Source organism: Candidatus Pelagibacter sp. HIMB1709 (assembly GCF_052047635.1).
In the GTDB taxonomy this organism is placed as follows: domain Bacteria; phylum Pseudomonadota; class Alphaproteobacteria; order Pelagibacterales; family Pelagibacteraceae; genus Pelagibacter.
Map to the genome: position 1 here is coordinate 510,500 of NZ_JBNAJW010000001.1, position 25,436 is coordinate 535,935.

Sequence of the window (25,436 nt, forward strand, 5' to 3'; positions counted from 1 at the left end):
TATGAAAAAAAATAAAATCAAAGATACTGGCGTTGAAGTCACTGAATTGAGTTTTGGAACCTCCTCTTTAGGGAGTATGCCAGATACTTACGGTTATGAAGTACCTGAACAAAGAGCTCAGGAAACGCTAAAAAGATTTTTTCAAGGTCCAGTAAATTTGCTTGATACTTCAAGAAATTATGCAATGGGAGAAAGTGAAAAAAGAATTGGTATAGCAATAAAAGAAAATGGTGGATGGCCAGAAAACTTTGTCTTATCAACTAAAATCGATAGAAATATGGATACATTAGTTCTTGATAAAAAAAGAACAAGAGAGTCTGTTGAAGAAAGTTTAGAAGCTTTAAACGTTAATTCTGTAGATGTTTTGTTTCTTCATGATCCAGAATACGTAAAAGATATAAATGATGTAACCAAAAAAGATGGTGCATTGGATGAATTGTTTAAAATTAAAGAAGAAGGTTTGGCAAAAGCTGTTGGTTTAGCTATGGGAAGAATAGATATTATGTTCCCTATCTTAAGAAAGTGGGACTTTGATGTCATAATAAATCACAACAGATACACTTTGTTAAACAGAGAAGCAGATGAAATGTACAGTTATGCTCATAGTAAAAATATATCTATTTTTAACGCTGCCCCTTACGCAGGTGGTGTTTTGGCAAAAGGTCCAAGTAATTTTAAAAAAATAACTTACCAGGATGCTACTGAAGAAAAACTTGCGCCAGCTAGAGAATTAGAAAAAGTTTGTAAAAAATATAATGTTGAAATGGGTGCTGCAGCTTTACAATTTTCTATAAAAGATAAAAGAATAACATCTACTATTTGTGGTGTTACTAGCGTTCAGAGTATTGAGAAAAATATTTCATGGGCTGAAACAGATATTCCAGAAGAATTTTGGAATGAAGTTTTAAAATTACCTTACTCAACAAAAGATCCAGAGGCTGAGAGAACATATACTCCAGGCTAAATTTTAAAAAAATTTAAGACAAATAGATTTTATAATTAATTTGAATTAATTTCATAAAGTGTTGGAAACATTTTACCATTTAAATCATCACCGTTTTTATATCCATTAGCCTCCATAATTGATCTTTCTTCTCTAGCCCAATCACCTCTATAAATTATTTTTGAATTTTCTTTCGCCATTCTAAGTGTAAATCTATTTATATCTGATTTTGGAGTAGTTTCGTGTAAAGCTCCATGCAAAGTCCTAATATCAAAATATACACAATCTCCTAGTTCTAAATCCCATTCTAAAAATTCATAATTTTCTTTATTAGAAATTATATCTGGGGTTAATTCATACTTAACACCATTAACAACTCCTTCTGCTCCATCAACTTTATGACCGTCTTTAAAACGAGTTCTTAGGAATAATTTATCCCACAAATGAGAGCCTTTTATCCAAGCTATAGAATCTTCTTTTCTTACTGGTTCAAGAGGTATCCACAAAACACACATTGAACCTTCAAAATCAAAATAAGAAATATCATGATGAAATGGTGGTTTAGATGTAGAGCCAGCTTCTCTAAAAAACCAATTATCCATTACTAAATTAATCTGCTTAGCATCTAATAATTCAGAGGCAATTTTAGCTGTAGGTGAATTAAAAACAAAATTCTCAAATTCTTTATGTAAGTTCCATGTCCAAAAATCCTCTAAATAACAAGGTAAATTTGGATCTGTGGTATGATTAGTAAACCTGGGGCTTGGATTATTTTTTGCTTTATTTATTCCAGATCTTAAAAGCTCAATCCATTTGATATCAAATTTATTTCTTAAAAATACCGCTCCATCTCTTTTAAATAGTTTGATCTCATTATCATTTAAAATTTGACTCATAGATTATTTAAGAAATAATACTCAATATATCATATGAATATTCTCAAAGATAGTTTTGGGCGGAGGTTTCCATACATAAGATTGTCAATATCTGATGTGTGTAATTTTAAATGTGGCTACTGTTTACCTGATGGTTATAAGATAGATAAAAGTGATAACAGAACCTTTATCACTAAAGAAGAAATTGGAAGACTTGCAAAAGCTTTATCAGAATTAGGTGTATCTAAAATAAGATTAACTGGAGGAGAACCTACAGTTAGAAAAGATTTTTTGGATATAATTAAAATAATTAAAAAAAATTCAGGTATTAAAAAAACTGTAATTACTACTAATGGATATCACTTAAATAGAATTGCAGATGATTTAAATAAGAGTGGTCTTGATGGTATAAATATAAGTATTGATAGTCTTGATCCAAAGACTTTTAGAAAAATTACTGGACATGATAGATTAAATGAAATTTTAGAAGGAATTAAAAAATTACAAAAACTAAATTTTAAAAATATTAAAGTTAATGCAGTCCTTCTTAAAGACGTTAATGATAAAGAAGAAGATTTTAAAAGTTGGGCTAATTTTATAAAAAATAATCAAATTGATTTTAGATATATAGAATTAATGCAAACTGGAGATAATTTAGATTATTTTAATCAGTATCATGTGTCTGCAAATAAATTTACAGATTATTTAAATAATAATAATTGGGTGATTCAAACATTTGGTAAAGATGCTGGTCCTTCAAAGAATTATATAAATCCTGAATACAAAGGAAAATTTGGTGTTATTGCACCCTACTCAAAAGATTTTTGTAAGAGTTGTAATAGACTAAGAATAACTGCCAAGGGTGATTTAAGATTGTGTTTATTTGGAAATACTGGAATAAATATTAGACACTTGATGCAAAGAGATGACCAAACTGAAGAACTGAAAGATTTAATTTTGAAACAATTAAATTATAAAAAAGAATCTCACTATTTAGAAATAGGAGAAACAGGATTAACAAAAAATCTATCAACAACAGGTGGATAAGATGAAAAATTTAAAGATTGTAACTAACAACGATTTAAAAAACTGGGCGAAAGAAATTTTTGAAAAAAATTCATTTAAAATGATTGATGTTTCTGAAAAAAAAGAAACATTCCGTAGAGCTTTGGCATCAGGAAAAATTTATGTTGGCAAAGAGGTATTTGAACTTATTAAAAATAAAGAGATGCCTAAGGGTGATCCAATCACTTTAGCAGAAGTTTCAGCAGTATTAGGTGTTAAAAAAACAAGTGAATTAATACCTTTGTGTCATCCTCTTCCAATAGATCATACGGCTACTAAAATCATAATGAATGAAGAAGATAGTTCACTAGAAGTATACTGTGTGGTTTCCACCAATGCCAAAACAGGTGTAGAGATGGAAGCGATAATGGGTGTAAATGCAGCTCTGATTACAATTTACGATTTAAGCAAAATTGTAAATCCTCATTTAAAAATAGATAATGTAAAATTATTAATTAAAGAAGGAGGAAAAACTGGATTATGGAAAAATCCAGATGGACTTCCGAACTTTTTAAAAGATTTTTTCTAAACTTTATGAAAGTTAAAATTGAGTTGTTTGGAGCTGCTAGAGATTTTAGCAACCAAAATTTGTTAGAACTAGATCTAGGTCAAAAGACAACAATCAAGGATATAAGGAATAAAATAATTCAATATGTAGAGCAGAAATTTAATGGAAATGAAAATTATATAAAAATCATTAACTCTTCAGCTTTTTGTTCAGAAAAAAATAATATTGTTAGCGACAATTATAAAATCACAAATAACGAAAAAATTGGTATTATTCCTCCAATTGGAGGAGGTTAATGCTTCATACTGACATTGTAGATAGTAAAGTTAAAAAATTATCATTAATTGATGCTGAAAAATTTATAGCATCGAATGATTTTGGAGCTTCATTAATTTTTAGTGGGACAGTTCGTAATCAAAATAATAATAAAAGTGTTTTAGGTATTACATATGACAGTCATGATGCTTTGGTAATAAAAAGTTTTGAGGAAATTTATAGTGAGGCTGAAGAAAAACTAAATATAAAGAATAAGAGTGTTTTTATTGAACATGCTAAAGGTTACTTAAATTTAGGTGAAATTAGTATTATTATAGCAGTTGCATGCAAGCATAGAGATGAGGCTTATGTATTATCAAGATATATAATCGAAGAAATTAAAAAAAGGTCTCCAATATGGAAAAAAGAACATTACACAAATAATCAAAGCGATTGGTTAAAAGGTAATCCTATTATTCATGAAAAAAATTAAATATTCAGAAATTACACCAGAGAAAATTTATAAGAATAGAAGATCATTTATTAAATCTCTTGGGTGTGGTGCAAGTTCTTTAGCAGTAGCCGCAATTCCTTTTGCAAGTAAAGCTCAAGCAGATGATAGGAATGAACTTACAAGTTTTAAAGATATAACAACTTATAATAATTATTATGAGTTCGGTACTTCAAAGAGTGATCCTTATGTTAATTCACAAAATTTTAAAACATCCCCATGGACAATAAGTCTTGAAGGTGAAGTTGAAAAACCTATCAAAATTTCTATGGAAGAAATAACTGAGACATTTGTCTCTGAGGAAAGAATATACAGATTAAGATGTGTAGAAGGATGGTCAATGGTTATTCCATGGATGGGTTTTTCGCTAAGTAAATTATTGTCAAAAGTAAATCCAACTAACAAAGCTAAGTATGTTGAATTTGAAAGTGTTTATGATCCTGAACAAATGAAAGGTCAAAGATATCCGGTTTTGAACTGGCCTTATAAAGAAGGATTAAGAATTGATGAAGCAATGCACCCTTTAACTACAGTTGTGACAGGTTTGTATGGTAAAAAGCTTCCAAATCAAAACGGTGCACCATTGAGAATATTTATCCCTTGGAAGTATGGTTTCAAGAGTGCAAAAGCAATTGTTAAGATAAAATTTGTTGAAAAAATGCCGACTTCATCATGGATGTGGGCATCTCCGCGAGAATATGGATTTTACTCTAATGTTAATCCTAATGTAGATCATCCTAGATGGTCTCAAGCAACAGAAAGAATAATTGGTAAAGATATTTGGGTGCCAAGAGTAAAAACGCTTATGTTTAATGGTTACGGAGATGAAGTTGCAAATTTATATACAGGGATGGATCTAAAAAAATATTTTTAATGAGAAAATATTTTAAACCAGGTGTATTTATTTTAAGTACAATTCCATTTTTATTAATTTTTTACAAAATATACTTCAACAAACTCGGACCAGAACCTGTAAAAGAAATTACTCATTTTACTGGAGAGTGGACTCTAATATTTATCTGTCTAACATTAAGTATGACACCACTTAAAAGGCTAACTAATTTAAATATTTGGATAAGTTTTAGAAGAATGTTGGGATTGTTTGTTTTTTTTTATGCATCTCTTCATCTCCTTACTTACGTAGGTATAGATTATAGATTTAATTTACAGCCGATAATTGATGATGTTCTGAAAAAAAAATACATCTTTATTGGATTTGCAGCATGGGTATTACTACTTCCATTGGTAATTACATCTTCTCAAATTATGATAAAGTTGCTTAAAAACAATTGGAAAAAATTACACAGATTAATTTACGTAATAGCGATATTTGGAGCTCTTCATTATATATGGTTATCTAAAACAATTTTTTTTAGACCACTAGTATATTTGGTAATAATACTTGTTTTACTTGCTTTAAGAATTAAAATTAAAAATAGGAACGTAAATTATGGATGATAATCTAAAAAAAGAAATTCAATCAGCTACACTTGAAAGATTAATGAGACATTTAGATGAAAGAAAAGATGTTCAAAACATTGATTTAATGAATTTAGCTGGATTTTGCAGAAATTGTTTGTCTAGATGGTATAGAGAAGAAGCTGAAAAAAAAGGAGTAGAAATATCAGATCCTGATGCAAGGCAACATATTTATGGAATGCCCTACTCTGAATGGAAAGAAAAACACCAAAAGTAACTTTCTATTCTATTCAAGTTAATGTTTGCTTATTTAAGTCTATTTATTGTTTCATTTTTAGCTGCAACAATACTTCCTTTTTCATCTGAGGCTATATTAGCAACTTATCTGTTATCAGAAACTTATAACAAATTTTTGTTAATATTTTTTGCAAGCTTTGGAAATATTTTAGGATCTATCTTCAATTGGTTTCTAGGAATTTATTTCTTGAAATTTCAAGATAAAAAATGGTTTCCTTTTACTAACACACAAATTGATAGATCATCCAGGTGGTTTAAAAAGTATGGTAAATGGTCTTTGTTATTTGCGTGGGTACCAATTATTGGTGATCCAATTACTTTCATTGCTGGAACGATGAGAATTAAATTTTTAATTTTTTTATTGCTTGTGAGTTTTGGAAAAATAATGAGATATTTTTTTATTTCTCTTTTAGTCTAGGAAATAATTCGACAAAATTACAAGGTTTATGATTAATATCTAATTGATGTTTAAGGATACCGTCCCAAGCATCTGTTACTCCTCCTGAGGATCCTGGTAAGGCAAATATGTATTTACCATTTGATAGAACTGCACAAGCTCTAGATTGAATTGAAGACGTACCAACTGTTTTTAAACTAATAGTCCTAAAAACTTCGCCAAATCCTGGAATATGTTTATCTGCTATTTCATTAACAGCTTCGGGTGTAATATCTCTTCCAGTTAAACCTGTGCCACCAGTTGTAATGATAACATCAATATCTTTATGATTAGTCCAGTCTTTTAGAATTTTAACTATATCTCCTTTATTGTCTTTACAAATTTTTCTGTCAATTAATTGATGATTGGCCTCTTTAATTTTTTCAACCAAGATCGCACCAGATTTATCGTTATCAATTGTTCTTGTATCTGTTACAGTTAGTAAAGCTATATTTACAATCATAAATAAATTTTTTTAATGATTATACTTACAATATTTTTTTTTATAACTGCAATATTATATTCAAGTATAGGATTTGGTGGTGGCTCCACTTATCTTGCATTACTTTTAATTTGGGATGTCCCTTACTATATTTTTCCAATTTTAGCTTTGATTTGTAATATTATTGTAGTTTCTGGAAATTCTATAAATTTTTTAAAATCTAAGAATATTAATTTTAATTTACTTTACCCTTATTTAATTGGTTCTATACCTTTTGCTTTTATCGGAGCATCTATCTCAATTGACAAAAATTTATTTGAGATTTTACTTTTCTTCATTTTAATATTAGCTGGAATTTTTTTACTTATTGAAAGCAAATCTTTTAACAAACAAGAAATTGTTATTAAAAAAATACCCCTAGTTTTATCAATATTAATAGGATCAATAATTGGTTTTATATCTGGTTTAGTTGGAATTGGTGGTGGGATATTTTTAAGTCCTATATTATTTTTGATGAAAGCAGGGCTTCCAAAACATATAACAAGTACTGCATCCTTGTTTATTTTAGTAAATTCAATTTTTGGTATAGGTGGACAATTAACAAAGGAAATAGTTTTTAATGAATTTTTAAATTACTGGCCACTATTTATTGCTGTCTTAATTGGTGGTCAAATTGGAAGTTTTTTAAATATAAAATTCCTATCTAACAAAATATTAGCCCTGATGACTGCATTCTTAGTAATTTTTGTTGCTATAAGGATGGGCATAACACTTATAGCATAAGTTGAATTAATTATTTTTTGATATATTTAATCTCTCATGAAAAATTTTAAACCATTTGGGCCTTCAATAGGAAAATCTAAAATTTCTAAAAAATTTTTAGAAAAAATTAACAAGGAAGTTGATACAAAAATCTTCTCAAAATCAAATGATTATAGTTCAAAATTAGCAAGTCAAATTAGAAAAGAAGTTCAAATTTCTAAAAGTTTTATAAAAAAAAATTTGGAAAAAGAATTAATAAAAAATATTAAAATTTTTCTAACTAAAGAACATATTAAAAAAATTAAAGAAATTAGAATTTTAAACCTGTGGGTCGTTAGCCAATATAAAAATGAGTATAATCCTATACATTATCATGAAGGAGACTTATCGGGTGTTGGTTATTTAAAAATTCCAAAACATATGACAAAAAATAAAAATGTTAAAAATAAAAAAATAAAAACCAATGGCACAATTGATTTTATTAATGGGCAAAAAGCTTTTCTTTCAAAAAGTATTTTTAATTTGATACCTAAAACAGGTGATCTTATAATATTTCCCAATTATTTAATGCATACAGCCTACCCATTTAATATTGAGGAAGAAAGAAGATCATTTTCTTTCAATGCTAAAATAATTTTTAATAAATAATTTACAAATTTTAATAATATTATATAAATCCATTTGCCGATTTGATCCTATTGCGGGCATAAACTGCTAAAAAGGAAATTCCCAATAGATCTAATTAGCAAGGTAGTTGAACTATATTGTGCACCTGCATTTAGCTTAAGCACTAAAAAAGTGAGGATAAAATGAATAAGGATTTTTTTAAAACAACAAAAATTTTAGATGGTGGAATGGGTCAAGAATTATTGGCCAGAGGTATGGAATCTAAAGGAACTTTGTGGAGTGCAAATGCTTTAATTGACGAAAAATACCACGACTTAATACTTAATATTCATAATGATTTTATTAAATCGGGAGCTGATGTAATTGTAACTACAACTTTTACAACGAGAAGAAAAAGATTGAGAGAAAATGGAATAGAAGATCAATTTAAATTCTTAAATCAGAAAGCCTGTGAAATTGCACAAAAAGCTAAATTAAATAATCCACATATTAAGATTGCAGGAGGACTCCCACCTCAAGATTTGACATATGAAGAAGACAAGAGAAGTGAAAAAGAAATCACAAAGGATCATTCGGAATTAGCAGAAATACTAAACCCTTCAGTAGATTTTTTCTATTTTGATGTCTGGAGCAGTATCAAAGAAATTAGATGTGGAATAGAAGCTATTAAGAAATTTAATAAACCATACTTAGTTGGGGTTCATATTTCTGAAGGAAACTCTTTACCAAGTGGAGAAAAAATTTCTGAAATTAATTCAATAATTACTGAAAATTGCCTAGGAGTAATTCTAGCATGTGTTTCGCCTGAAAATTATGAGAATAATTTAGATGAAATTCAAAAACTTAAAGTTCCATTTGGTTTCAAATTAAACGGATTTATCACAACTAAACCAAAAGGTGGTTATACTTCTCAGTATAAAGAAAATGATGGATCTAACCCCAATAGTTTTTTAGGTCAAAGAAAAGATTTAGATCCTGAAAAAATATCAATTTTTGCAAAAAAATTTAAAGAAAATGGAGCCACTATTCTTGGAGGATGCTGTGAAACTCGTCCTTCTCATATAGAGGCAATAAAAAATACTATTTAACTTTTGTACCTTTTTTTACAAAATAGATACCTATAACAACTGCTATCAACGAAATTATAACTTTAGTAGTAACCAATTCTTTTAAAAAGATATAACTTAAAATAGTACCAAATATTGGAATTAGATAAGATACTTGAGATTGAAAAATTAAACCATTGTTAATTAAAATTTTAAATCTCAATAACCAGGCAATTCCAGTAGATACCAAACCAAGATAAATAACTGAAATAGTAGAATCTAATCTTGGAACAGTTTTCCAAGGTTGTTCAATCAAACATACTAAAGGTAATAATATAATAGTAGCCCAAATCAAAATTGAACTGGTAACATTTTCATTTTTTTTCTTGCTAATTTTTAGTGTTAAAAGACCTCCAATCACATAACAGGTAGATCCTAACAAAATTAATAATGCTGAAGTAAAGTTATTTTCATTAATTAATAAATTATCTGAAAATAAAAAAACTATTCCTGAAAATCCTATTAAAATTCCAATTGTCCTAGTTAAATTAAATTTTTCATTTTTAGTAAAAAAATGTCCTAGAACAGTTGAGCTTAATGTAGTCGTTGACATTAAAATTGCTGCCAAGTTACTTTGAACAGATTTAACGCCATATGCTATTAAAAAAAATGGAGCAACTAAATTTATAAATCCAATCATCGCAAACCAATGCCAATCTTTTGAAAATGCCTCAATTTTAATCTGCTTATAAAAGCAAAGTAACAAAACTGGAATTGAACCAAAAAAAACTCTTAGAAATGCAATCGTAACAGGTCCAAACGAATAGGTTGCTATTTTAATATTAAAAAAAGCAGATGCCCAAATCAATGCTAACAATGTTAATAAACTATAATCAATTAGTTTTGGTTCTCTCATTCAATAATATCTTCTGGTGTTCCGTTTGTTATTTCAATTAACTTATTATAATTTATCTTGAATACAGCATTTGGATGTCCAGCTGCACCAAATATATCTGGGAATCTTTCAAGACTTTTATCAATAAAGATTTTACATTGCTTTAAGTGACCTACTGGTGACACTCCACCAATTGTATATCCAGTATTTTCTTTAACGGCTTCAGGAGATGCCATGGACACGTCTTTTTCATTAATAATTTTTTTTAACTTATTTAATGAGCAACGCTTGTCTCCAGATACCAAGCTTAATATATAGTTGTCTCCTGCCCTAAAAAGTAAACTTTTAACAATAGCACCAACGTTGCAACCTAAAGCTGTAGCAGCATCATTGGCAGTTCTTGCTGTTTTTTCTAAGACGATAACATTTAAATTTTGATCGAATGTTTTTAGAGCTTTTTCTGCCCTTTTTACCGGTTCTTTATTTAGTATTGATTCCATTGAATTTATTAAATTCCTTAATTTGATTGAGTAGATACACTACTTATGTAAAAAATGCATAGGTGTTATTTATTAAATAAGCATTATTTTTTAACTTTTTTTTGCTAATTAGGCTCCATCAAAATTACATAGGAGACAAAATGAGTGCAGAAAACGTTTTAAAATTTATAAAAGAAAAAGAAGCAGAATTCGTAGATCTAAGATTTACTGATCCAAGAGGAAAACTTCAACATTTAACTATGGATGCATCAATAGTGGATGCCGACATGCTTAATGAGGGAGTGTTTTTTGATGGTTCATCTATTGCTGGATGGAAAGCAATCAACGAATCTGACATGATTTTAAAACCTGATACTGCAAGAATGTTCATGGATCCTTTCACGTCTCATAATACTGTAGTTTTGTTCTGTGATATTTTAGATGCAATCAAAAAAGATCCTTACGAAAGAGATCCAAGAGGAGTTGCAAAAAAGGCTGAGGCATATTTAAAAGACTCTGGAATTGGTGATAAAGCATTTTTTGGACCTGAGCCAGAATTTTTTGTTTTCGATGATGTGAGAATAAATAACGATCCAAATAACACTGGATTTATTTTAGATAGTAAAGAAGGTCCTTACAATTCAGGTAAAGAATATGAAAATGGAAACATGGGACATAGACCACCGGTAAAAGGAGGTTATTTTCCTGTGCCTCCTGTAGATAGTGAACAAGATATGCGTGGTGAATATTTAAAAAACTTAAAAGAAGTTGGTATCAAAGTTGAAAAACACCACCATGAAGTTGCTCCAAGTCAACATGAACTTGGTATGTATTTTGGAACTTTGGTTGACCAAGCAGATAATGTTCAACTTTATAAGTATGTAGTTCAAATGGTAACACATTCATTTGGGAAAACTGCAACCTTCATGCCAAAACCAGTTGCAGGTGATAATGGTTCAGGTATGCATATTCACCAATCTATTTGGAAAGGTGATACTCCTGTATTTTCAGGTGAAGCATATGCAGGACTTTCAGAAACTGCATTACACTATATTGGTGGAATTTTAAAACATGCTAAAGCGATTAATGCTTTTGCTAACTCTACAACAAATAGTTACAAAAGATTAATCCCTGGTTTTGAAGCTCCGGTATTATTAGCCTACTCTGCAAGAAACAGATCAGCATCATGTAGAATTCCTATTACTTTAAGTAAAAAAGGTGCAAGATGTGAAATTAGATTTCCAGATGCAGCAGGTAATCCTTACCTAACGTTTGCAGCAATGTTAATGGCTGGTATTGATGGAATTAAAAATAAAATACACCCAGGTGAGTCTTTTGATAAAGATTTATATGAATTGCCACCAGAAGAAGTAAAAGCTATACCAACCGTTTGTGGATCTTTAAGAGAAGCAATGGAAAGTTTAGATAAGGATAGAGAGTTTTTAACTCAAGGTGGTGTATTTACTGACGACCAAATCGATGCTTATATAGCTCTTAAGTTTGAGGAAATTCATAAATTTGAACACGCACCTCATCCTGTAGAGTTTGAGATGTATTACAGTAGTTAATATTTAATTACTGTCTGGTTGTTGCAATTGTATCTTTGTTAATACCTTTTTTAACAACGTAATCTTGAGTACCGTTTGCACCGGTCTCAACTTCTTTACGTAAATCTTTAAAGAAAGTTCTTTCTTTAATTGTATCTTTTAGGTTTTTAACAAGATTTTTAAATTCAAATTTGTTCATACCTAAATATATATACTAGGTATGCGTATGATGCAATACTGATATGCGTTAAATGGGAATATTCAACTTTTGCTAGATTTTAAAGGATTCCCCGCATCCACATCTTTCTGTTTCGTTGGGATTATTGAATACAAACGAAGATGATAGCTCTTCTTTTTTGTAATCCATTTCTGTTCCAAGCAAATACATAATGGCTGCAGAATCGACAAATACTTTCACACCTTTTTCCTCAATGACTTCATCATTTGGATTTACTTCTTTGGTATACTCCATGACGTAAGACATGCCAGCACAACCTCCTGATTTTACTGAAACTCTTACACCTAAAGAGTCTTTTTCTGCATTAGACATAATTTCTTTAATTCTTTCCGCAGCATTATCACTTAATTTAATAATTGGATTCATTATAAATTTAACTCCAGTTTTGCAGCTTCTGACATCATGTCCTTATTCCAAGGTGGGTCCCAAACTAATTCAAGATCAACGTCCTCAATACCCTCAACTTGCATTGCGCCATCTTTAACTTCTTTAGGTAAACTTTCAGCAACTGGACAATTAGGAGTAGTCAAAGTCATTTTAATTTTTGCAAATTTATCATCCTCAACTTTAATATCATAAATCAAACCTAGTTCATAAATATTCACTGGTAACTCAGGATCATAAATTTTTCTAATTTCTTCAATAATTTGATCTTTTTTCGACATAATTAATTTTCTGTTTTAACCTCATCAGTTTTATTATCAAAAGCTGAGACTAGCGTATGCCAAGATAGTGTGGCACACTTTACTCTCATTGGATATTGTTTTACTCCAGATAAGCACATTAGTTTTGTTTTTTCATCTTCTTCAAGATTTTCTGATTTAAGCTCAGGATTTTCTTTAATCATCCCCAAAAAATCTTCAACAATCTCTTTTGCTTCATTTTCATTTTTGCCTTTAATTAAATCAGTCATTATTGATGCAGAAGCCATAGAAATGGCACAACCACTACCTTCAAATGAAATATCTTCTACAATTCTTTGACCATTTAATTTTAAATAGACATGAACGTTATCACCACACAGTGGATTGTTGCCTTTGGCATCTTTATTAAAATCTTCTGTCTTACGAAGATTTCTTGGATTTTTTCCATGCTCTAAAATTATTTCTTGGTATAATTCTTTTAAATTCATTTTAAGTTAAATATCTTCTTACAGTTATTTATTGCATCATTAAGTTTATCTAAATCTTCTTTGGTATTATATATTCCAACGGAAGCTCGTGCGCTCGCTGGTATATTAAGTTTGTCATGTAAAATTTGACAGCAATGATGACCTGCTCTTATTGCAACTCCGTCTTCATCTAAAATTGTTGCGATGTCATGAGGATGTACACCTTCTAAAGTGAAAGACAAAACTCCACCTTTATTTTTTGGATTTCCAATTAATTTTACCGAATTATTTTTTTTTAATAATTCTTGGCCATACTCAACTAATTCTGATTCATGTTTCATAACATTTTCAATACCTACGCTCTCCAGAAATTTAATTGATTGATCAAAAGCAATAACTTGCGCTGTAGCCATAGTTCCAGCTTCATATTTATTAGGTAAATCACCATAGGTAATTCTATCTTTTTTAACCTCTCTAATCATTCCGCCACCGCCTTGGTAAGGAGGAAGTTCATCCAACCACTTTTTCTTACCATAAAGAACCCCTAATCCTGTAGGGCCGTACATTTTATGACAAGAAATTGCATAAAAATCACAATCTAAGTCTTGCATATCTAACTTCAAATGAGGAGCTCCTTGGCAACCATCTACGACAACTATTATTCCTTTTGAATGTGCTAAATCAGTAATTTCTTTTACTGGTAATATTGCTCCAGTCACATTTGATAAATGAGTAATTGAAATAACTTTTGTATTAGGAGTAATTTTCTTTTCAATTTCTTCTAGTGTAATTTCTCCTTCTTCATTTATTTCTGCAAAATTAATTTTTATATTTTTAGATTTTCTTAAAAAATGCCAAGGTACATAATTTGAATGATGTTCTAATTCGGTAATTAATATTTCATCACCTTCGTTTAAATGATTTTGACCCAATGTATTAGCAACAAGGTTTAATGCTTCGGTAGCACCTTTAGTAAATACTATTTCATTTTTATCTTTAGCATTAATATATTTTTGAACTGATGTTCTAGTATTTTCATATAAATTTGTTGCAGCAACCGCAAGATAGTGAACACTTCTACCAACATTAGAAAATTGTTTGGTATAAAATTCATTAATTCTATCTACCACTACTTTTGGTTTTTGTGATGAATTTGCACTATCTAAATAAACCAAATCATTATTTTGGATTTTCTCATCAAATATTGGAAATTCTTTTTTAACTTGATCTATGTTCATACATTTATACCTGATAATTTTTTAACTAATTTTTTTACATCTTCATTAGAAATTTTTTCAATTACTTCGTTAAGAAAACCATTTGTTAATAATTTTTTTGATTCTGAATAACTGAGGCCTCTAGACATTAAATAAAAAATTGAATTTTCATCAATATTTCCTGATGTAGATCCATGTGAACATTTAACATCGTCTGCATATATTTCTAATTCTGGTTTCGCATTAAATTCGACACTTTCATTTAACAATAAAGCTCTACTTAATTGGTATCCATCTGTTTTTTGTGCTTCAGGACTTACAAAAATTTTACCTTGATAAATACCTTTTGATTTATCATTCAATACACTTTTAATTAATTGATAACTTTTACAATTTTCTTTTTTATGATTAATTACAGTTTTTATTTCATGATGTTTTTCATTTTCTAAATTGATAATTCCATTTAATGCAATAGAACCATATTCATCATCTAAAGTGCAATTGATATCTTGTTTTATAAATTTAGAACCTTCTGACAAGATAAAATATTCTAAATGACTATTTTTAGATAAATTAATATCTTTGTTGAAATACTTTATATTTTCCGAAGTATTTGAATCTAGACTATAATTTTTTAAAATTGAATTCACTCCAATCTTAATTTTTTGTCTAAAATTAATGAAATTTTTTTCAGAATTTTCATTTAAAAAATTAACTACACATAATGAACTGTCATCTTCTAAATTAATATCTACTCTAGAATTAATTGCAGAAGATTTTAAACCATCACTCAAATAATTAAATAAAATCAATGGTTTTTTAACATTGTAACCTTTTTTAATAGTAATATTCGAAACACTAGTAAGAAAGGCTGAATTCAAATTTAAAAGAGTATTTTGATAAATAGTATCATCTAAGTCTAAATTTTGATCAACTAAGATTTTATCTTTGTCTTCATGTTTAAAATCAAAATCATATAATTTTCCATCAACAAAACTTATTTTATTATGTTCAAAATCTAGTGGAAAATCTTTTTCTTCAAAAACTTTTTTTTGATCAACAATAAAGTTTAAATTGTCAAAATTTTTTGAAATAATTTGATTTATATCTGAAAATTTCCAATCCTCATTTCTTTTATTTGGTAAACCTTTTTCAAAATAATTATTAAAATTTTCTTGTTTAATTTTTTTCTGACTATCAGAAAAATTATTTAGACTAATAATTTTATCAAAATTTAATTTAAGTTCATTTTGCATTAATTAAAATCCTCATAACCTACTTTTTCTAATTCTTTTGCTAACTCAAAATCACCTGATTTTATAATTTGTCCATTTTTAAGAACATGAACAAAATCAGGTTTGATATAATCTAATAATCTTTGATAGTGAGTTATTATTAAAAAAGAATTGTTTTTATTTCTTAGTGAATTAACTCCTTCTGAAACTATCCTTAAAGCATCTATATCTAATCCTGAATCTGTTTCATCTAGAATTGATAATTTTGGATTTAAGATAGACATTTGTAAAATTTCATTTTTTTTCTTTTCTCCACCTGAAAATCCAACATTAAGTTGTCGGTTTAAAATTTTTTCATCAAATTTAAGCTCTGCAGATTTTTCTTTTATTAATTTTAAAAACTCAATTGCATCTAGTTCTTTTTCGCCTCTAGCTTTTTTAATTGCATTTATTGAAGTTTTTAAAAAAGTATTTGTATTAACACCTGGTATTTCCATTGGATATTGAAACGCTAAAAAAATTCCTTTATGAGCTCTTTCTTCTGTTTCTAATTCTAATAAGTTTTCTCCATCAAATGTAACTTTACCATTTATTTCGTAACCTTTTTTGCCTGACAAAATATTTGATAATGTGCTTTTTCCAGATCCATTTGGACCCATAATTGCATGAACTTCTCCTGGTTTAATATCTAAATTTAAACCTTTTAATATTTCTTTTTCATCAATCTTTGCTTTAAGATTTTCTATTGATAACATCTATCCAACACTCCCCTCTAAACTAATACCTACAAGTTTTTGTGCTTCTACTGCAAATTCCATTGGTAACTGCTGCAGAACTTCTTTGCAAAAACCGTTTACAATTAAACTAACTGCTTCTTCTTGATTTAATCCTCTTTGATTACAGTAATATAGTTGTTCATCGCTAATTTTTGATGTTGTTGCTTCATGTTCTATATTTGATTTAAGATTTTTGTTCTTGATATAAGGAATTGTATGAGCTCCACATTTGTTACCCATTAGTAAAGAGTCACATTGGGTAAAGTTTCTAGAATTATCGGCTTTTGATGATATATCTACCAATCCTCTGTACATCATATCTGATTTACCTGCTGAAATTCCTTTTGAAATTATTTTGCTTTTTGTATTTTTTCCTAAGTGTATCATTTTAGTACCTGTGTCAGCTTTTTGATGATTGTTTGTAATCGCTATAGAATAAAACTCACCTACTGAATTATCACCTTTCAAAATACAACTTGGATATTTCCAAGTAATTGCTGAGCCAGTTTCTACTTGAGTCCAAGAAATTTTAGAATTTTTACCTTTGCACAATCCTCTTTTAGTAACAAAATTATAAATACCGCCTTTTCCATCCTTATCTCCTGGATACCAATTTTGAACTGTTGAATATTTTATTTCTGCATCATCAAGAGCAATTAATTCAACATTAGCTGCATGCAATTGATTTTCATCTCTCATTGGAGCTGTACAACCTTCTAAGTAACTTACATAACTTCCCTTATCAGCTATGATTAATGTTCTTTCAAATTGACCTGTTTCTGATGCATTGATCCTAAAGTAAGTCGATAGTTCCATAGGACATTTGACATTTTCTGGAATGTATACAAACGAGCCATCAGTAAAAACTGCAGAATTAAGAGTTGCAAAAAAATGATCAGTTGTAGGAATAACTGATCCAAGATACTTTTTAACTAATTCAGGATGTTTTTGAATAGCTTCAGACATCGAGCAAAATATAATTCCTTGCTTAGTAAGTTCTTCTTTAAAAGTAGTTGCAACAGAAACAGAGTCGAAAACCGCATCCACAGCAATACCATTTAATCTTGCTTGCTCTTGAAGAGGAATTCCTAATTTTTTATATGTTTCTAATAATTTAGGATCAAGATCATCTAAACTTTTTGGTTTATCTTTCATGCTTTTAGGAGCTGAGTAGTAGTAAAGATCCTGATAATCTATTTTAGGATATTTTGGTTTCTGCCAATCAGGTTCTTTTAATAGTTTAAATCTTTCAAAAGCTTTTAATCTAAAATCTAACATCCATTGAGGCTCTTTTTTAATATTAGAGATAAATTTTATTACATCCTCATTTAAACCCTTGGGAGCTTTCGTATTCTCTATATCCGTTGAAAAACCATATTTATAATCTTTCAAACTATCTATTTCTTTCTGCCTACTATCCATTCTATACTCTGTTCTCTTTATTATTTTTTAATAAATCATTTAAACTTTTATTTTCAAAGAAAGTATTAATATGAATCTCAAGTTCATCCCATAGATTGTGGGTAATACATTTTGTAGCTTTGCCATTACAACCTTTTCTAGATTCTTTTTTACACTGAACAGTTTTAACTTTCTCATCTACAGCATTAAAAATATTTGTAAGTTTAATTTCACTTGGGTCTTTTGATAAAATGTAACCTCCTTGATTACCTCTTATACTTTTAACAATTTGATTTTTTTTAAGTTTTGAAAATATTTGCTCTAAAAAATCTAATGAAATTCCTTGTCTTAAAGAAATATCTCTTAGAGATACTGGATTGATATTATCAAACCTTGCTAGATCAACTAATGCCATTACAGCGTATCTTCCTTTTGATGTAAGTTTCATTTTTACCTTTAAATTGGGGCTTTTTATACATACCCGACTAAAATGGTCAAGTTTATAAAGTAAAAAAAGACTACCATTTTGTCGCTCAGTTGTGATAGATGTACATTTTTTTTGAGAACAATAATCAATTGCATAAATGGATAACAAAATTTTAGAAATTTTTATACCTGGTCCAGCGGGTAGACTAGAAGCAAAATATTATAAAAGTAAAAAGAATACATCACCAATAGCTTTAGTATTACAGCCCCATCCTCAATATGGTGGAACAATGAATAATAAGGTGGTTGTAGATACATTTCATACATTTATGGAAAATGACTTTTCTGTTTGTCGGGTAAACTTTAGGGGTGTAGGAAAAAGTGATGGTGAATTTGATAATGGTCAAGGTGAACTTGCTGATGCAGCGGCTGCATTAGATTGGTTGGAAAGAGAAAACTTTGATAACTCACAATGCTGGGTTTCTGGTTTTTCATTTGGTTCTTTAATTGCAATGCAACTTTTAATGAGAAGACCTGAAATAAATAGATTTATTGCAATTTCACCACAGCCAAATGTTTATGATTTTTCTTTTTTATCCCCATGTCCAACTTCTGGTATGGTTATTTATGGTAAAAAAGATGAATTAGTCCCTATTGAATATATAAAAGAATTAGACACAAGACTAAGTGCTCAAAAAGGAATTAAAGTTGAGTTTGATTTAATTTCTGAAGCAAACCATTTCTTTTCTAAAACAGGTGATGTCTTAGTTAAAAGTTTGGATAAATATATTAAAAAAGAAACTGCTTTATATTAAAAATTATTTACTAATTTTCCTCCAACTACTGGATTATCACAACCAGTTGTACTTGGATAGGAAATAGGTAAATTTAAAAACTTTCTTATAGCAAGATAACCAAAAGCCTGTGACTCAATAAAATCACCATTTAAATTATAATTATCTATTTTTTCAATGTGAATATTTTGGTAATTTTTTAAATTTCTACTTATTCTCTCTATTAAATAATCATTTTTTCTTCCACCACCACACAATAAATATTTATTTGGAATATTTTCTTTATTTAAAAATTTTATTCCTTCAGAAATTAAAAAAGCTGTAAACTCAGTTATAGTTGCACATCCATCTTCAAAAGATAAGCCTCTTGCAAAAGAAACATCAAAATCTTTAATATCTAAAGATTTTGAATATGACTCCATTTTAAAATTATCAATAACTTGATTAAGAATTAGTTGATCTACTTTTCCTGATTTTGCAATATTCCCATTTTTATCATAATCCATTGTTGAATTTTTTCTAATCCATTCATCAATCAAACAATTTCCTGGTGCAATATCACATGCATACAAATTACTACCTTCTAAATTATTAAAGTTGTCTACTTTTGTGACATTTGAAATACCACCTATATTCAAAAAACTTACAGGAAATTCCAGATCATATTTTTCTGTAATTTTACTTGTTAACACTCCATGAAATATTGGAGATAGAGGAGCTCCCTGTCCATTATTTTGCATATCTGCTTGTCTAAAATCATAAACTACTGGTTTGTTGACTAATTGAGATAATAAATTTCCATCCCCCAATTGTTTCGTGATTTTTTTTAAGGGGTTATGAAAAATTGTTTGCCCATGAAAACCAACTAAATCTAATTCATTTTTTGAAGCTGATAAAATTTCATTAATTTTTTCTGCATGAAATAATGTAATTTTTCTCTCTAATTCATCTATTTCACCAGAATAAATTAACAAATCTTTCTCGTTTAATACTAAATTTCTCAAATCAATTAATTTCTTATGTAAATGAGTGTCATATGGATAATATTTATCCAACAAGAATGAAAGTTGATTATATCCATCTGTTTTTATAACAGAAAGATCAACACCATCCATTGAAGTACCGCTCATTAACCCCAAAGCAGTAAATATTTTATTTTTCATTGATATTATATTTAAAAAAAATTTGTATATTATAACTATAGTCATATGAATAAATTTTTAAAAGAATTTAAAGATAGAGGTTATTTTTACCAATGCACTAATGAACAAGAGTTATCCAATTTATTAGATAACCAAAAAATAAAAGCTTACATAGGTTTTGATTGTACAGCTGAAAGTTTACATGTTGGTAGTCTTTTGCAAATTATGTGCTTAAGATTACTTCAGAAAAATGGCCACCAACCAATTGTTTTGCTTGGGGGTGGAACAACTAGAATTGGTGATCCTTCAGGAAAAGATAAGACAAGAAAAATTCTTGCTGAAGATGAAATTGAAAAAAATATCAAAAATATTCAAAGTATCTTAAAAAAATTTCTAGAGGTAGACGATCCAAAAATTAAACCTATCTTTGTTAACAATTATTCATGGTTAAAAGATTTAAATTATATTTCTTTTTTAAGAGACATTGGAAAACATTTTACAATTAACAGAATGTTAACTTTTGATAGTGTTAAACTAAGATTAGATAGAGAGCAGTCATTAAGTTATATGGAATTTAATTACATGATATTGCAAGCATATGATTTTCTAGAATTAAATAAAAAAGAACAATGTATTTTGCAAATTGGTGGTTCAGATCAATGGGGAAATATAGTTAATGGAGTAGAATTGATAAAAAGATATTCCAATAATCAAAGTTTTGGATTAACAACTCCCTTAATCACATTAGCAACTGGTGCTAAGATGGGTAAGACTGAAAATGGTGCAATATGGTTAGATGAAAAGTTTCTATCTGCTTATGATTACTGGCAATTCTGGAGAAATGTTGATGATAGAGATGTAATTAAATTTTTAAAGATGTTTACAGATTTAAGTCTTGCTGAAATAGAATCAGTTAAAGAAACAGATATTAATGAATTAAAAATATTATTAGCAAATAAAGCTACTTCGATGTTGCATGGAGAAAATTCTGCCAAAAAATCAGAGCAAGCTGCAAAAGAAGCTTTTTCTGGAAACTCTTTAGGATCAAATTTACCAAGTGTTCAAATCAATTCTGATCTAGTTGATAAAAATTTAAGTGTTTTAGATTTGATAGTTTTGTCAAAATTAGAAAATTCAAGAAGTGAAATTAGAAGATTAATTAAAGGAAAAGCTATTAAAATTAATGATAAAATAATTGAGGATGAAAAATACATTGTTAATAAGAGTTTATTTAATGAAAATTATATTAAACTCTCTATTGGAAAAAAAAGACATTTAAAAATTGTGCTAAATTAATTCTTTTTTAATTTATCCAAAGTTCTCGTAATAAATCTCGGCGTAAGAGTTTTTATAGGATTTACTGTAGTTTTTAGATCCTTTGGAGGACCTTTTATTTTAAAACTAACTCCAAAAACACCTTCGCCAGTTTTATCTCCAACTAAAATTTTACCTAAAAGAGGGATTTTGCTTATTGTATTATTAATTGTAGTAGCGGGTACCAATGTACCTCTTAAACTAATTAATTTATCTTGCTCTATATATCCACTCATTAAAATTGATATAGCTGGTCCAATGGCATAAATCTCATCTATAAGCATCATATCTTTCTCACTGTTAAATTTCATTTCAAACTCATCAAATCTAATTCCTTCACCAGTAAGGATATCGGCTATACCTTGCAAAGAAGCTAAAGTTAATAGCTTAGTTAGAGTTGGAACTTCTTTTAATTTAAAATTATTTATTTTTAGATTTGTAATTGATTTACTATTCTGTTTAATTGAATTTAACTCAAGATCACCTTCTTCGAATCCCTTAATAAATTTATACTTATTTACAAAAGGTTTGGCTTTTGATGAATAAAGTTTTGTAATTTTTTGACCATTATTAGTATTTATTGAAAATGTTATATTTTTATTATTACCAAAATTAGCATCTAGATTTGCATTGAATACTTTATTGTCTTTAATAATTACTAAACCTTGTAAATTCTTTAAAATATAAACTTCATCCAAGTTAACTTCATTTAGATTTATATTTAGTGTTATATCATTATTAAAAATTTTGATTTTATTATTACTTTGTTTATCTTTTAGTAAACTTTCAATTAAAGAATTAGCATTAAAAAATAATCCATTCAGTCTATAATTATTTTTTTCATCTCTTTGAATAACAAATTGATTTTCTTTATTTTCTATATCTGAGTAATCAAAAGTTGCCTTGTCAAATTTATTAATTAAATAATTTTTTCCAAGAACTAAATTATTTATTTGTATGTTTTGATCTTCTTCTTTAAGACTAATTTTATATAAATTTAAAGTTTGTTTTTTATTTAAGTTTCCTGAAGTAAATAATTTAGTAATTTTTTTTTTATTTTTTTTGAATTTAATTTCATTAATATTAAAATTAGTATTAGTAAGGGCAATATTTAAATCAAAATTGGTATCCCCATCTTTGTTTAAAATAAAATAATCAATATCTTCAAAAACTTTATGAATTTTAATTTTTCCTCCACCAGAAATTGATAGTAAGTTTTTTTTTAATTTTAAATTAATTTTATGATCTTTTAGTTTTGAAAAATTTTTAATTTCTGGAAAAAAGTTTTTTAAATATGCTTCATTTTTTAAATGAATACTTTTTAAATTTAAGCCTGATTTAAATTCATAATCATTATTATTTTTAGTTAAAGAATAATTAAGTTTGTCATAACCTCTATCAATCTTAATACCACCTTCGCCATTAAGTACTAATTTTTCATTTTTATATTTGATATTTATTTTGTGATTTTTTAAATTAAATTGGTCTTTTAAAAGTGGAAAATAATTTTTTATAAAATCTTGATTTTTTAAATCTATATTTTTTACATTAAAATTAGTATTAAAATCATATTTTTTGCCTTTTTTATTTAATTCGTAGTTAATTTTTTCATAATTTTTACCAATTTGAATTTGTCCTTGGCCCTCAACTGATAATAAATCATTTTGATATTTTAATTTTAAATTCTGATTTTTTAGGGAAACTGTCTCTGGAATATCATTAAAATAATCAGAAAGACCAAAGTTATTTTTATATTCTATTTGATCAAACTCAATATCGGATTTTATTGATAAATTTTTAACTTTAAACTTATTTGTTAATTCAAACTTAAAGTCATTAATTGAGCTGAATGTTGTATCTTTAATGTTAAATTCTTTAAAATTATAATTTAACATTTTTAATAATTTACTTGATAATACTGAGTCTTTATTCTTTATCTTTCCATCAAATAAATAATTGTCATTTTTTTTATTTATCTTCAATAAATTTAAATAAAAATTAACATCATCAGTAGTTAATTTTAAATCTTCAATTAGATAATTGTTTTTTTTAATATTAAAAATAAAATTTATATTTTCTATTTCGTTGTTTTTTAAAAATTTAATTTTACCATCTTTTAATATTCCTCTTAACTCATAATCATTTTTGATATTTCCTTTTTCATCAAAATTTAAATTTAAATCTAAAATTACATTACCTTTTCTAATAAAAGTCTCTAAAATAAATAATTCTGGTCTATTGCTTGTTGCCCTAATAAATTCTACCAAATTTTTTAAAAATACAGATTTTGTTGCTATTTCAATTTGAGAAGATACTAATTTATTTGTTATTAAAGAATTTAATGAAACTTTAGTTTTAATATATTCTAATTCAATTGGTTTATTATCATAATAAATTATTGCTCCAATTGTTTTGGCATCCAATTTTAAATTCAAAGGATCCAGAGTTAATTTTATTCTTTGTAAAGATAAATTTAACCTTTTATCCTTTTCATTAATTTTTTTGATGATCTGATCATTAAAATTATCTGTTTCAATACCAATAAAACTTAAATAAAATAAAATTAAAAAGATAATACTAAAACCAATTGTAATTAATTTTATAAATTTTACTTTCATTGAATTTTATATAAAGATTGCTCTAAAAAATCATCTAACTCACCATCAAGCACTTTATCAGGGCTTGTGTTTTCATAATTTGTTCTGTTGTCTTTTACTAGTTGATATGGTTGCAACACATAAGATCTAATTTGGTGTCCCCACCCAATTTCAGCTTTGTTACTTTCTGTATTCTGATTTTCTTCTTCTCTTTTTTTAATTTCATAATCATATAATCTGGCTTTTAACATATTCATGCACGTCTCTTTATTTTTGTGTTGTGATCTTTCATTTTGACACTGAACAACTATTTTTGATGGCAAATGTGTTATTCTGACTGCACTATCTGTAGTGTTAACATGCTGACCACCTGCTCCACTGGATCTATAGGTGTCAATTCTTAAATCTTTTTCTAATATTTCTATATTAATATTTTCATCCACAACAGGATAGATCCAAACACTCGCAAAACTAGTGTGTCTCCTAGCACCTGAATCAAAAGGAGAAATTCTAACTAAGCGATGAATACCAGATTCCTTTTTTAACCAACCGAAAACATAATCGCCCTCAATTTTAATAGTAGCTGATTTTATTCCTGCCTCTTCTCCCCTGTGTTCGCTTATTAAATTTGATTTAAAATTTTTTTTATCAGACCATTTTAAATACATTCTTCTAAGCATATCTGCCCAATCTTGACTTTCAGTTCCTCCTGCGCCAGCATGTATTTCTATATAACAATCTAATGAGTCCGCCTCATTAGATAAAAAACATTTAATTTCATTTTTTTTTACTTCTTTTCTTAAATCTTTAATATTTTGTAAAATTTCTTTTTGAACAATTGTGTTTTGCTCCTCATAAGCTAATTCATTTAAATCAATTAAATCTTTAATATTTTCAATAGAACTATTGTAAGAATTAATTAATTCTTCAAATAACTTTTTTTCTTTAATTACTTTTTGAGATTTTTTTTTGTCCTGCCAAAAATTGGCTTCTAACATTTGAGAATTTAGTTTATCAAGCTTAGAATAAATTTGATTTGTTTCAAAGATACTCCTTAATTCTTAAATTAATTTTATCT

At 27.7% G+C, this 25,436-nt stretch carries 31 protein-coding genes and 1 riboswitch; of the genes, 15 read left to right on the plus strand and 16 right to left on the minus strand.

The genetic code is table 11. From position 1 onward, the window contains the following. Position 1: 1 nt before the first annotated feature. Positions 2 to 964 (plus strand): aldo/keto reductase, encoded by a 963-nt coding sequence (locus tag ACTTAR_RS02870; RefSeq protein ID WP_440697650.1) that lies wholly within the window; start codon positions 2 to 4, stop codon positions 962 to 964. Between the two features lie 35 nt (positions 965 to 999). Here the strand turns inward: ACTTAR_RS02870 and ACTTAR_RS02875 are convergent, their stop codons facing one another. Continuing rightward, positions 1,000 to 1,839 (minus strand): phytanoyl-CoA dioxygenase family protein, encoded by an 840-nt coding sequence (locus ACTTAR_RS02875; protein ID WP_440680583.1) that lies wholly within the window; start codon positions 1,837 to 1,839, stop codon positions 1,000 to 1,002. A gap of 33 nt (positions 1,840 to 1,872) precedes the next feature. Here ACTTAR_RS02875 and moaA point away from each other — a divergent pair, with 33 nt between their 5' ends. From moaA to ACTTAR_RS02915, 8 genes are read left to right on the plus strand one after another with little or no spacing between them, the layout of a single operon-like run. Then, positions 1,873 to 2,865: a GTP 3',8-cyclase MoaA gene (gene moaA / locus ACTTAR_RS02880; RefSeq protein ID WP_440680584.1), complete on the plus strand. Its 993-nt coding sequence runs from the start codon at positions 1,873 to 1,875 to the stop codon at positions 2,863 to 2,865. 1 nt (position 2,866) lies between these two features. Beyond that, positions 2,867 to 3,412, plus strand: coding sequence for a cyclic pyranopterin monophosphate synthase MoaC (gene moaC, locus ACTTAR_RS02885; protein ID WP_440680585.1), 546 nt, complete (start codon positions 2,867 to 2,869; stop codon positions 3,410 to 3,412). A gap of 5 nt (positions 3,413 to 3,417) precedes the next feature. Further along, positions 3,418 to 3,687 carry a molybdopterin biosynthesis protein MoeD gene (locus ACTTAR_RS02890; RefSeq protein WP_440654510.1) on the plus strand — a complete coding sequence of 90 codons (270 nt, stop codon included), beginning with the start codon at positions 3,418 to 3,420 and terminating at the stop codon, positions 3,685 to 3,687. After that, positions 3,687 to 4,139 carry a molybdopterin synthase catalytic subunit gene (locus ACTTAR_RS02895; protein WP_440618633.1) on the plus strand — a complete coding sequence of 151 codons (453 nt, stop codon included), beginning with the start codon at positions 3,687 to 3,689 and terminating at the stop codon, positions 4,137 to 4,139. The genes ACTTAR_RS02890 and ACTTAR_RS02895 overlap by 1 nt, the downstream gene beginning before the upstream one ends. Then, positions 4,126 to 5,031, plus strand: a complete 906-nt coding sequence (gene msrP, locus ACTTAR_RS02900; protein WP_440680586.1) for a protein-methionine-sulfoxide reductase catalytic subunit MsrP — start codon at positions 4,126 to 4,128, stop codon at positions 5,029 to 5,031. The genes ACTTAR_RS02895 and msrP overlap by 14 nt, the downstream gene beginning before the upstream one ends. Further along, entirely contained in the window at positions 5,031 to 5,615 is a 585-nt protein-coding gene (locus tag ACTTAR_RS02905; RefSeq protein WP_440680587.1) for a sulfite oxidase heme-binding subunit YedZ, read from the plus strand. Before msrP ends, ACTTAR_RS02905 begins: the two co-directional genes overlap by 1 nt. Next, positions 5,608 to 5,853, plus strand: a complete 246-nt coding sequence (locus ACTTAR_RS02910) for a DUF1244 domain-containing protein (protein ID WP_440680588.1) — start codon at positions 5,608 to 5,610, stop codon at positions 5,851 to 5,853. Before ACTTAR_RS02905 ends, ACTTAR_RS02910 begins: the two co-directional genes overlap by 8 nt. A 21-nt stretch (positions 5,854 to 5,874) precedes the next feature. Continuing rightward, complete coding sequence (locus ACTTAR_RS02915; protein ID WP_440618637.1) at positions 5,875 to 6,291, plus strand: YqaA family protein; 417 nt, start codon at positions 5,875 to 5,877, stop codon at positions 6,289 to 6,291. On the opposite strand, the gene ACTTAR_RS02920 is transcribed toward ACTTAR_RS02915, so the two are convergent. Next, on the minus strand, positions 6,272 to 6,772 hold the full coding sequence (locus tag ACTTAR_RS02920; protein ID WP_440697651.1) for a molybdenum cofactor synthesis domain-containing protein: 501 nt from the start codon (positions 6,770 to 6,772) through the stop codon (positions 6,272 to 6,274). The two genes, ACTTAR_RS02915 and ACTTAR_RS02920, sit on opposite strands and share 20 nt — an antisense overlap. Positions 6,773 to 6,787: 15 nt before the next feature. Here ACTTAR_RS02920 and ACTTAR_RS02925 point away from each other — a divergent pair, with 15 nt between their 5' ends. The 3 genes from ACTTAR_RS02925 to ACTTAR_RS02935 all read left to right on the plus strand — a co-directional run bounded on the left by ACTTAR_RS02925 (position 6,788) and on the right by ACTTAR_RS02935 (position 9,228). Beyond that, positions 6,788 to 7,534 carry a sulfite exporter TauE/SafE family protein gene (locus ACTTAR_RS02925; RefSeq protein ID WP_440680590.1) on the plus strand — a complete coding sequence of 249 codons (747 nt, stop codon included), beginning with the start codon at positions 6,788 to 6,790 and terminating at the stop codon, positions 7,532 to 7,534. A gap of 36 nt (positions 7,535 to 7,570) precedes the next feature. Then, entirely contained in the window at positions 7,571 to 8,161 is a 591-nt protein-coding gene (locus ACTTAR_RS02930) for a putative 2OG-Fe(II) oxygenase (protein WP_440680591.1), read from the plus strand. A 91-nt stretch (positions 8,162 to 8,252) separates the two neighbouring features. After that, a riboswitch (SAM riboswitch) is annotated at positions 8,253 to 8,315 on the plus strand. A gap of 7 nt (positions 8,316 to 8,322) precedes the next feature. Then, on the plus strand, positions 8,323 to 9,228 hold the full coding sequence (locus ACTTAR_RS02935) for a homocysteine S-methyltransferase family protein (RefSeq protein WP_440697652.1): 906 nt from the start codon (positions 8,323 to 8,325) through the stop codon (positions 9,226 to 9,228). Here the strand turns inward: ACTTAR_RS02935 and ACTTAR_RS02940 are convergent. Together ACTTAR_RS02940 and ACTTAR_RS02945 are read right to left on the minus strand one after the other, a co-directional pair. Beyond that, positions 9,221 to 10,102 carry a DMT family transporter gene (locus tag ACTTAR_RS02940; protein WP_440680593.1) on the minus strand — a complete coding sequence of 294 codons (882 nt, stop codon included), beginning with the start codon at positions 10,100 to 10,102 and terminating at the stop codon, positions 9,221 to 9,223. The two genes, ACTTAR_RS02935 and ACTTAR_RS02940, sit on opposite strands and share 8 nt — an antisense overlap. Further along, positions 10,099 to 10,581 carry a YbaK/EbsC family protein gene (locus ACTTAR_RS02945; protein ID WP_440680594.1) on the minus strand — a complete coding sequence of 161 codons (483 nt, stop codon included), beginning with the start codon at positions 10,579 to 10,581 and terminating at the stop codon, positions 10,099 to 10,101. The genes ACTTAR_RS02940 and ACTTAR_RS02945 overlap by 4 nt, the downstream gene beginning before the upstream one ends. 140 nt (positions 10,582 to 10,721) lie before the next feature. Here ACTTAR_RS02945 and glnA point away from each other — a divergent pair, with 140 nt between their 5' ends. After that, a complete protein-coding gene (glnA, locus tag ACTTAR_RS02950; protein WP_440680595.1) occupies positions 10,722 to 12,128 on the plus strand; it encodes a type I glutamate--ammonia ligase in 1,407 nt (468 codons plus the stop codon). A gap of 7 nt (positions 12,129 to 12,135) precedes the next feature. Here glnA and ACTTAR_RS02955 read toward each other — a convergent pair whose 3' ends face one another. The 9 genes from ACTTAR_RS02955 to ACTTAR_RS02995 form a co-directional block, all read right to left on the minus strand. Then, a complete protein-coding gene (locus ACTTAR_RS02955; protein WP_428080472.1) occupies positions 12,136 to 12,306 on the minus strand; it encodes a hypothetical protein in 171 nt (56 codons plus the stop codon). Between the two features lie 72 nt (positions 12,307 to 12,378). Further along, a complete protein-coding gene (locus ACTTAR_RS02960) occupies positions 12,379 to 12,711 on the minus strand; it encodes a HesB/IscA family protein (protein WP_075506524.1) in 333 nt (110 codons plus the stop codon). After that, on the minus strand, positions 12,711 to 13,010 hold the full coding sequence (locus ACTTAR_RS02965; RefSeq protein ID WP_075506523.1) for an SUF system Fe-S cluster assembly protein: 300 nt from the start codon (positions 13,008 to 13,010) through the stop codon (positions 12,711 to 12,713). Before ACTTAR_RS02965 ends, ACTTAR_RS02960 begins: the two co-directional genes overlap by 1 nt. Before the next feature lie 2 nt (positions 13,011 to 13,012). Further along, a complete protein-coding gene (gene sufU / locus ACTTAR_RS02970) occupies positions 13,013 to 13,477 on the minus strand; it encodes a Fe-S cluster assembly sulfur transfer protein SufU (protein WP_440647787.1) in 465 nt (154 codons plus the stop codon). Beyond that, complete coding sequence (locus tag ACTTAR_RS02975; RefSeq protein ID WP_440680596.1) at positions 13,474 to 14,694, minus strand: aminotransferase class V-fold PLP-dependent enzyme; 1,221 nt, start codon at positions 14,692 to 14,694, stop codon at positions 13,474 to 13,476. Before ACTTAR_RS02975 ends, sufU begins: the two co-directional genes overlap by 4 nt. After that, positions 14,691 to 15,929 (minus strand): Fe-S cluster assembly protein SufD, encoded by a 1,239-nt coding sequence (sufD, locus tag ACTTAR_RS02980; protein WP_440680597.1) that lies wholly within the window; start codon positions 15,927 to 15,929, stop codon positions 14,691 to 14,693. The genes ACTTAR_RS02975 and sufD overlap by 4 nt, the downstream gene beginning before the upstream one ends. After that, positions 15,929 to 16,663 carry a Fe-S cluster assembly ATPase SufC gene (gene sufC / locus ACTTAR_RS02985; protein WP_440618646.1) on the minus strand — a complete coding sequence of 245 codons (735 nt, stop codon included), beginning with the start codon at positions 16,661 to 16,663 and terminating at the stop codon, positions 15,929 to 15,931. Before sufC ends, sufD begins: the two co-directional genes overlap by 1 nt. Beyond that, the gene (sufB, locus tag ACTTAR_RS02990) at positions 16,664 to 18,106 is read right to left on the minus strand and encodes a Fe-S cluster assembly protein SufB (RefSeq protein ID WP_440680598.1); all 1,443 of its coding nucleotides are present in this window, start codon (positions 18,104 to 18,106) and stop codon (positions 16,664 to 16,666) included. Position 18,107: 1 nt separating this feature from the next. Beyond that, on the minus strand, positions 18,108 to 18,533 hold the full coding sequence (locus ACTTAR_RS02995) for an Rrf2 family transcriptional regulator (RefSeq protein WP_440680599.1): 426 nt from the start codon (positions 18,531 to 18,533) through the stop codon (positions 18,108 to 18,110). A 148-nt stretch (positions 18,534 to 18,681) separates the two neighbouring features. Between ACTTAR_RS02995 and ACTTAR_RS03000 the strand changes: the two genes are divergently transcribed. Further along, positions 18,682 to 19,326, plus strand: a complete 645-nt coding sequence (locus tag ACTTAR_RS03000; RefSeq protein WP_440680624.1) for an alpha/beta hydrolase — start codon at positions 18,682 to 18,684, stop codon at positions 19,324 to 19,326. Here the strand turns inward: ACTTAR_RS03000 and ACTTAR_RS03005 are convergent. Beyond that, positions 19,323 to 20,468, minus strand: coding sequence for an anhydro-N-acetylmuramic acid kinase (locus ACTTAR_RS03005; RefSeq protein ID WP_440680600.1), 1,146 nt, complete (start codon positions 20,466 to 20,468; stop codon positions 19,323 to 19,325). The two genes, ACTTAR_RS03000 and ACTTAR_RS03005, sit on opposite strands and share 4 nt — an antisense overlap. 45 nt (positions 20,469 to 20,513) lie before the next feature. Between ACTTAR_RS03005 and tyrS the strand changes: the two genes are divergently transcribed. Continuing rightward, on the plus strand, positions 20,514 to 21,743 hold the full coding sequence (gene tyrS / locus ACTTAR_RS03010; RefSeq protein ID WP_440680601.1) for a tyrosine--tRNA ligase: 1,230 nt from the start codon (positions 20,514 to 20,516) through the stop codon (positions 21,741 to 21,743). Here tyrS and ACTTAR_RS03015 read toward each other — a convergent pair. Further along, a complete protein-coding gene (locus ACTTAR_RS03015) occupies positions 21,740 to 24,379 on the minus strand; it encodes a hypothetical protein (RefSeq protein WP_440680602.1) in 2,640 nt (879 codons plus the stop codon). The two genes, tyrS and ACTTAR_RS03015, sit on opposite strands and share 4 nt — an antisense overlap. Beyond that, a complete protein-coding gene (prfB, locus tag ACTTAR_RS03020) occupies positions 24,376 to 25,407 on the minus strand; it encodes a peptide chain release factor 2 (protein WP_440698022.1) in 1,032 nt (343 codons plus the stop codon). The genes ACTTAR_RS03015 and prfB overlap by 4 nt, the downstream gene beginning before the upstream one ends. Between the last annotated feature and the right edge of the window lie 29 nt (positions 25,408 to 25,436).

What these genes read in the sequence shown, in the direction of transcription:
- ACTTAR_RS02895 (WP_440618633.1), top strand. Translation starts at nt 3,687, where the DNA reads ATGCTTCATACTGACATTGTAGATAGTAAAGTTAAAAAATTATCATTA.
- sufC (WP_440618646.1), bottom strand. Translation starts at nt 16,663, where the DNA reads ATGTTATCAATAGAAAATCTTAAAGCAAAGATTGATGAAAAAGAAATA.
- ACTTAR_RS02940 (WP_440680593.1), bottom strand. Translation starts at nt 10,102, where the DNA reads ATGAGAGAACCAAAACTAATTGATTATAGTTTATTAACATTGTTAGCA.
- ACTTAR_RS03015 (WP_440680602.1), bottom strand. Translation starts at nt 24,379, where the DNA reads ATGAAAGTAAAATTTATAAAATTAATTACAATTGGTTTTAGTATTATC.
- moaA (WP_440680584.1), top strand. Translation starts at nt 1,873, where the DNA reads ATGAATATTCTCAAAGATAGTTTTGGGCGGAGGTTTCCATACATAAGA.
- msrP (WP_440680586.1), top strand. Translation starts at nt 4,126, where the DNA reads ATGAAAAAAATTAAATATTCAGAAATTACACCAGAGAAAATTTATAAG.
- sufU (WP_440647787.1), bottom strand. Translation starts at nt 13,477, where the DNA reads ATGAATTTAAAAGAATTATACCAAGAAATAATTTTAGAGCATGGAAAA.
- ACTTAR_RS02875 (WP_440680583.1), bottom strand. Translation starts at nt 1,839, where the DNA reads ATGAGTCAAATTTTAAATGATAATGAGATCAAACTATTTAAAAGAGAT.
- glnA (WP_440680595.1), top strand. Translation starts at nt 10,722, where the DNA reads ATGAGTGCAGAAAACGTTTTAAAATTTATAAAAGAAAAAGAAGCAGAA.
- ACTTAR_RS02935 (WP_440697652.1), top strand. Translation starts at nt 8,323, where the DNA reads ATGAATAAGGATTTTTTTAAAACAACAAAAATTTTAGATGGTGGAATG.
- ACTTAR_RS02955 (WP_428080472.1), bottom strand. Translation starts at nt 12,306, where the DNA reads ATGAACAAATTTGAATTTAAAAATCTTGTTAAAAACCTAAAAGATACA.
- ACTTAR_RS02995 (WP_440680599.1), bottom strand. Translation starts at nt 18,533, where the DNA reads ATGAAACTTACATCAAAAGGAAGATACGCTGTAATGGCATTAGTTGAT.
- ACTTAR_RS02975 (WP_440680596.1), bottom strand. Translation starts at nt 14,694, where the DNA reads ATGAACATAGATCAAGTTAAAAAAGAATTTCCAATATTTGATGAGAAA.
- ACTTAR_RS02870 (WP_440697650.1), top strand. Translation starts at nt 2, where the DNA reads ATGAAAAAAAATAAAATCAAAGATACTGGCGTTGAAGTCACTGAATTG.
- ACTTAR_RS02910 (WP_440680588.1), top strand. Translation starts at nt 5,608, where the DNA reads ATGGATGATAATCTAAAAAAAGAAATTCAATCAGCTACACTTGAAAGA.
- ACTTAR_RS02915 (WP_440618637.1), top strand. Translation starts at nt 5,875, where the DNA reads ATGTTTGCTTATTTAAGTCTATTTATTGTTTCATTTTTAGCTGCAACA.
- moaC (WP_440680585.1), top strand. Translation starts at nt 2,867, where the DNA reads ATGAAAAATTTAAAGATTGTAACTAACAACGATTTAAAAAACTGGGCG.
- ACTTAR_RS02945 (WP_440680594.1), bottom strand. Translation starts at nt 10,581, where the DNA reads ATGGAATCAATACTAAATAAAGAACCGGTAAAAAGGGCAGAAAAAGCT.
- ACTTAR_RS02905 (WP_440680587.1), top strand. Translation starts at nt 5,031, where the DNA reads ATGAGAAAATATTTTAAACCAGGTGTATTTATTTTAAGTACAATTCCA.
- ACTTAR_RS02960 (WP_075506524.1), bottom strand. Translation starts at nt 12,711, where the DNA reads ATGAATCCAATTATTAAATTAAGTGATAATGCTGCGGAAAGAATTAAA.
- ACTTAR_RS02965 (WP_075506523.1), bottom strand. Translation starts at nt 13,010, where the DNA reads ATGTCGAAAAAAGATCAAATTATTGAAGAAATTAGAAAAATTTATGAT.
- tyrS (WP_440680601.1), top strand. Translation starts at nt 20,514, where the DNA reads ATGAATAAATTTTTAAAAGAATTTAAAGATAGAGGTTATTTTTACCAA.
- sufD (WP_440680597.1), bottom strand. Translation starts at nt 15,929, where the DNA reads ATGCAAAATGAACTTAAATTAAATTTTGATAAAATTATTAGTCTAAAT.
- ACTTAR_RS02925 (WP_440680590.1), top strand. Translation starts at nt 6,788, where the DNA reads ATGATTATACTTACAATATTTTTTTTTATAACTGCAATATTATATTCA.
- ACTTAR_RS02920 (WP_440697651.1), bottom strand. Translation starts at nt 6,772, where the DNA reads ATGATTGTAAATATAGCTTTACTAACTGTAACAGATACAAGAACAATT.
- ACTTAR_RS02890 (WP_440654510.1), top strand. Translation starts at nt 3,418, where the DNA reads ATGAAAGTTAAAATTGAGTTGTTTGGAGCTGCTAGAGATTTTAGCAAC.
- sufB (WP_440680598.1), bottom strand. Translation starts at nt 18,106, where the DNA reads ATGGATAGTAGGCAGAAAGAAATAGATAGTTTGAAAGATTATAAATAT.
- ACTTAR_RS03005 (WP_440680600.1), bottom strand. Translation starts at nt 20,468, where the DNA reads ATGAAAAATAAAATATTTACTGCTTTGGGGTTAATGAGCGGTACTTCA.
- ACTTAR_RS02930 (WP_440680591.1), top strand. Translation starts at nt 7,571, where the DNA reads ATGAAAAATTTTAAACCATTTGGGCCTTCAATAGGAAAATCTAAAATT.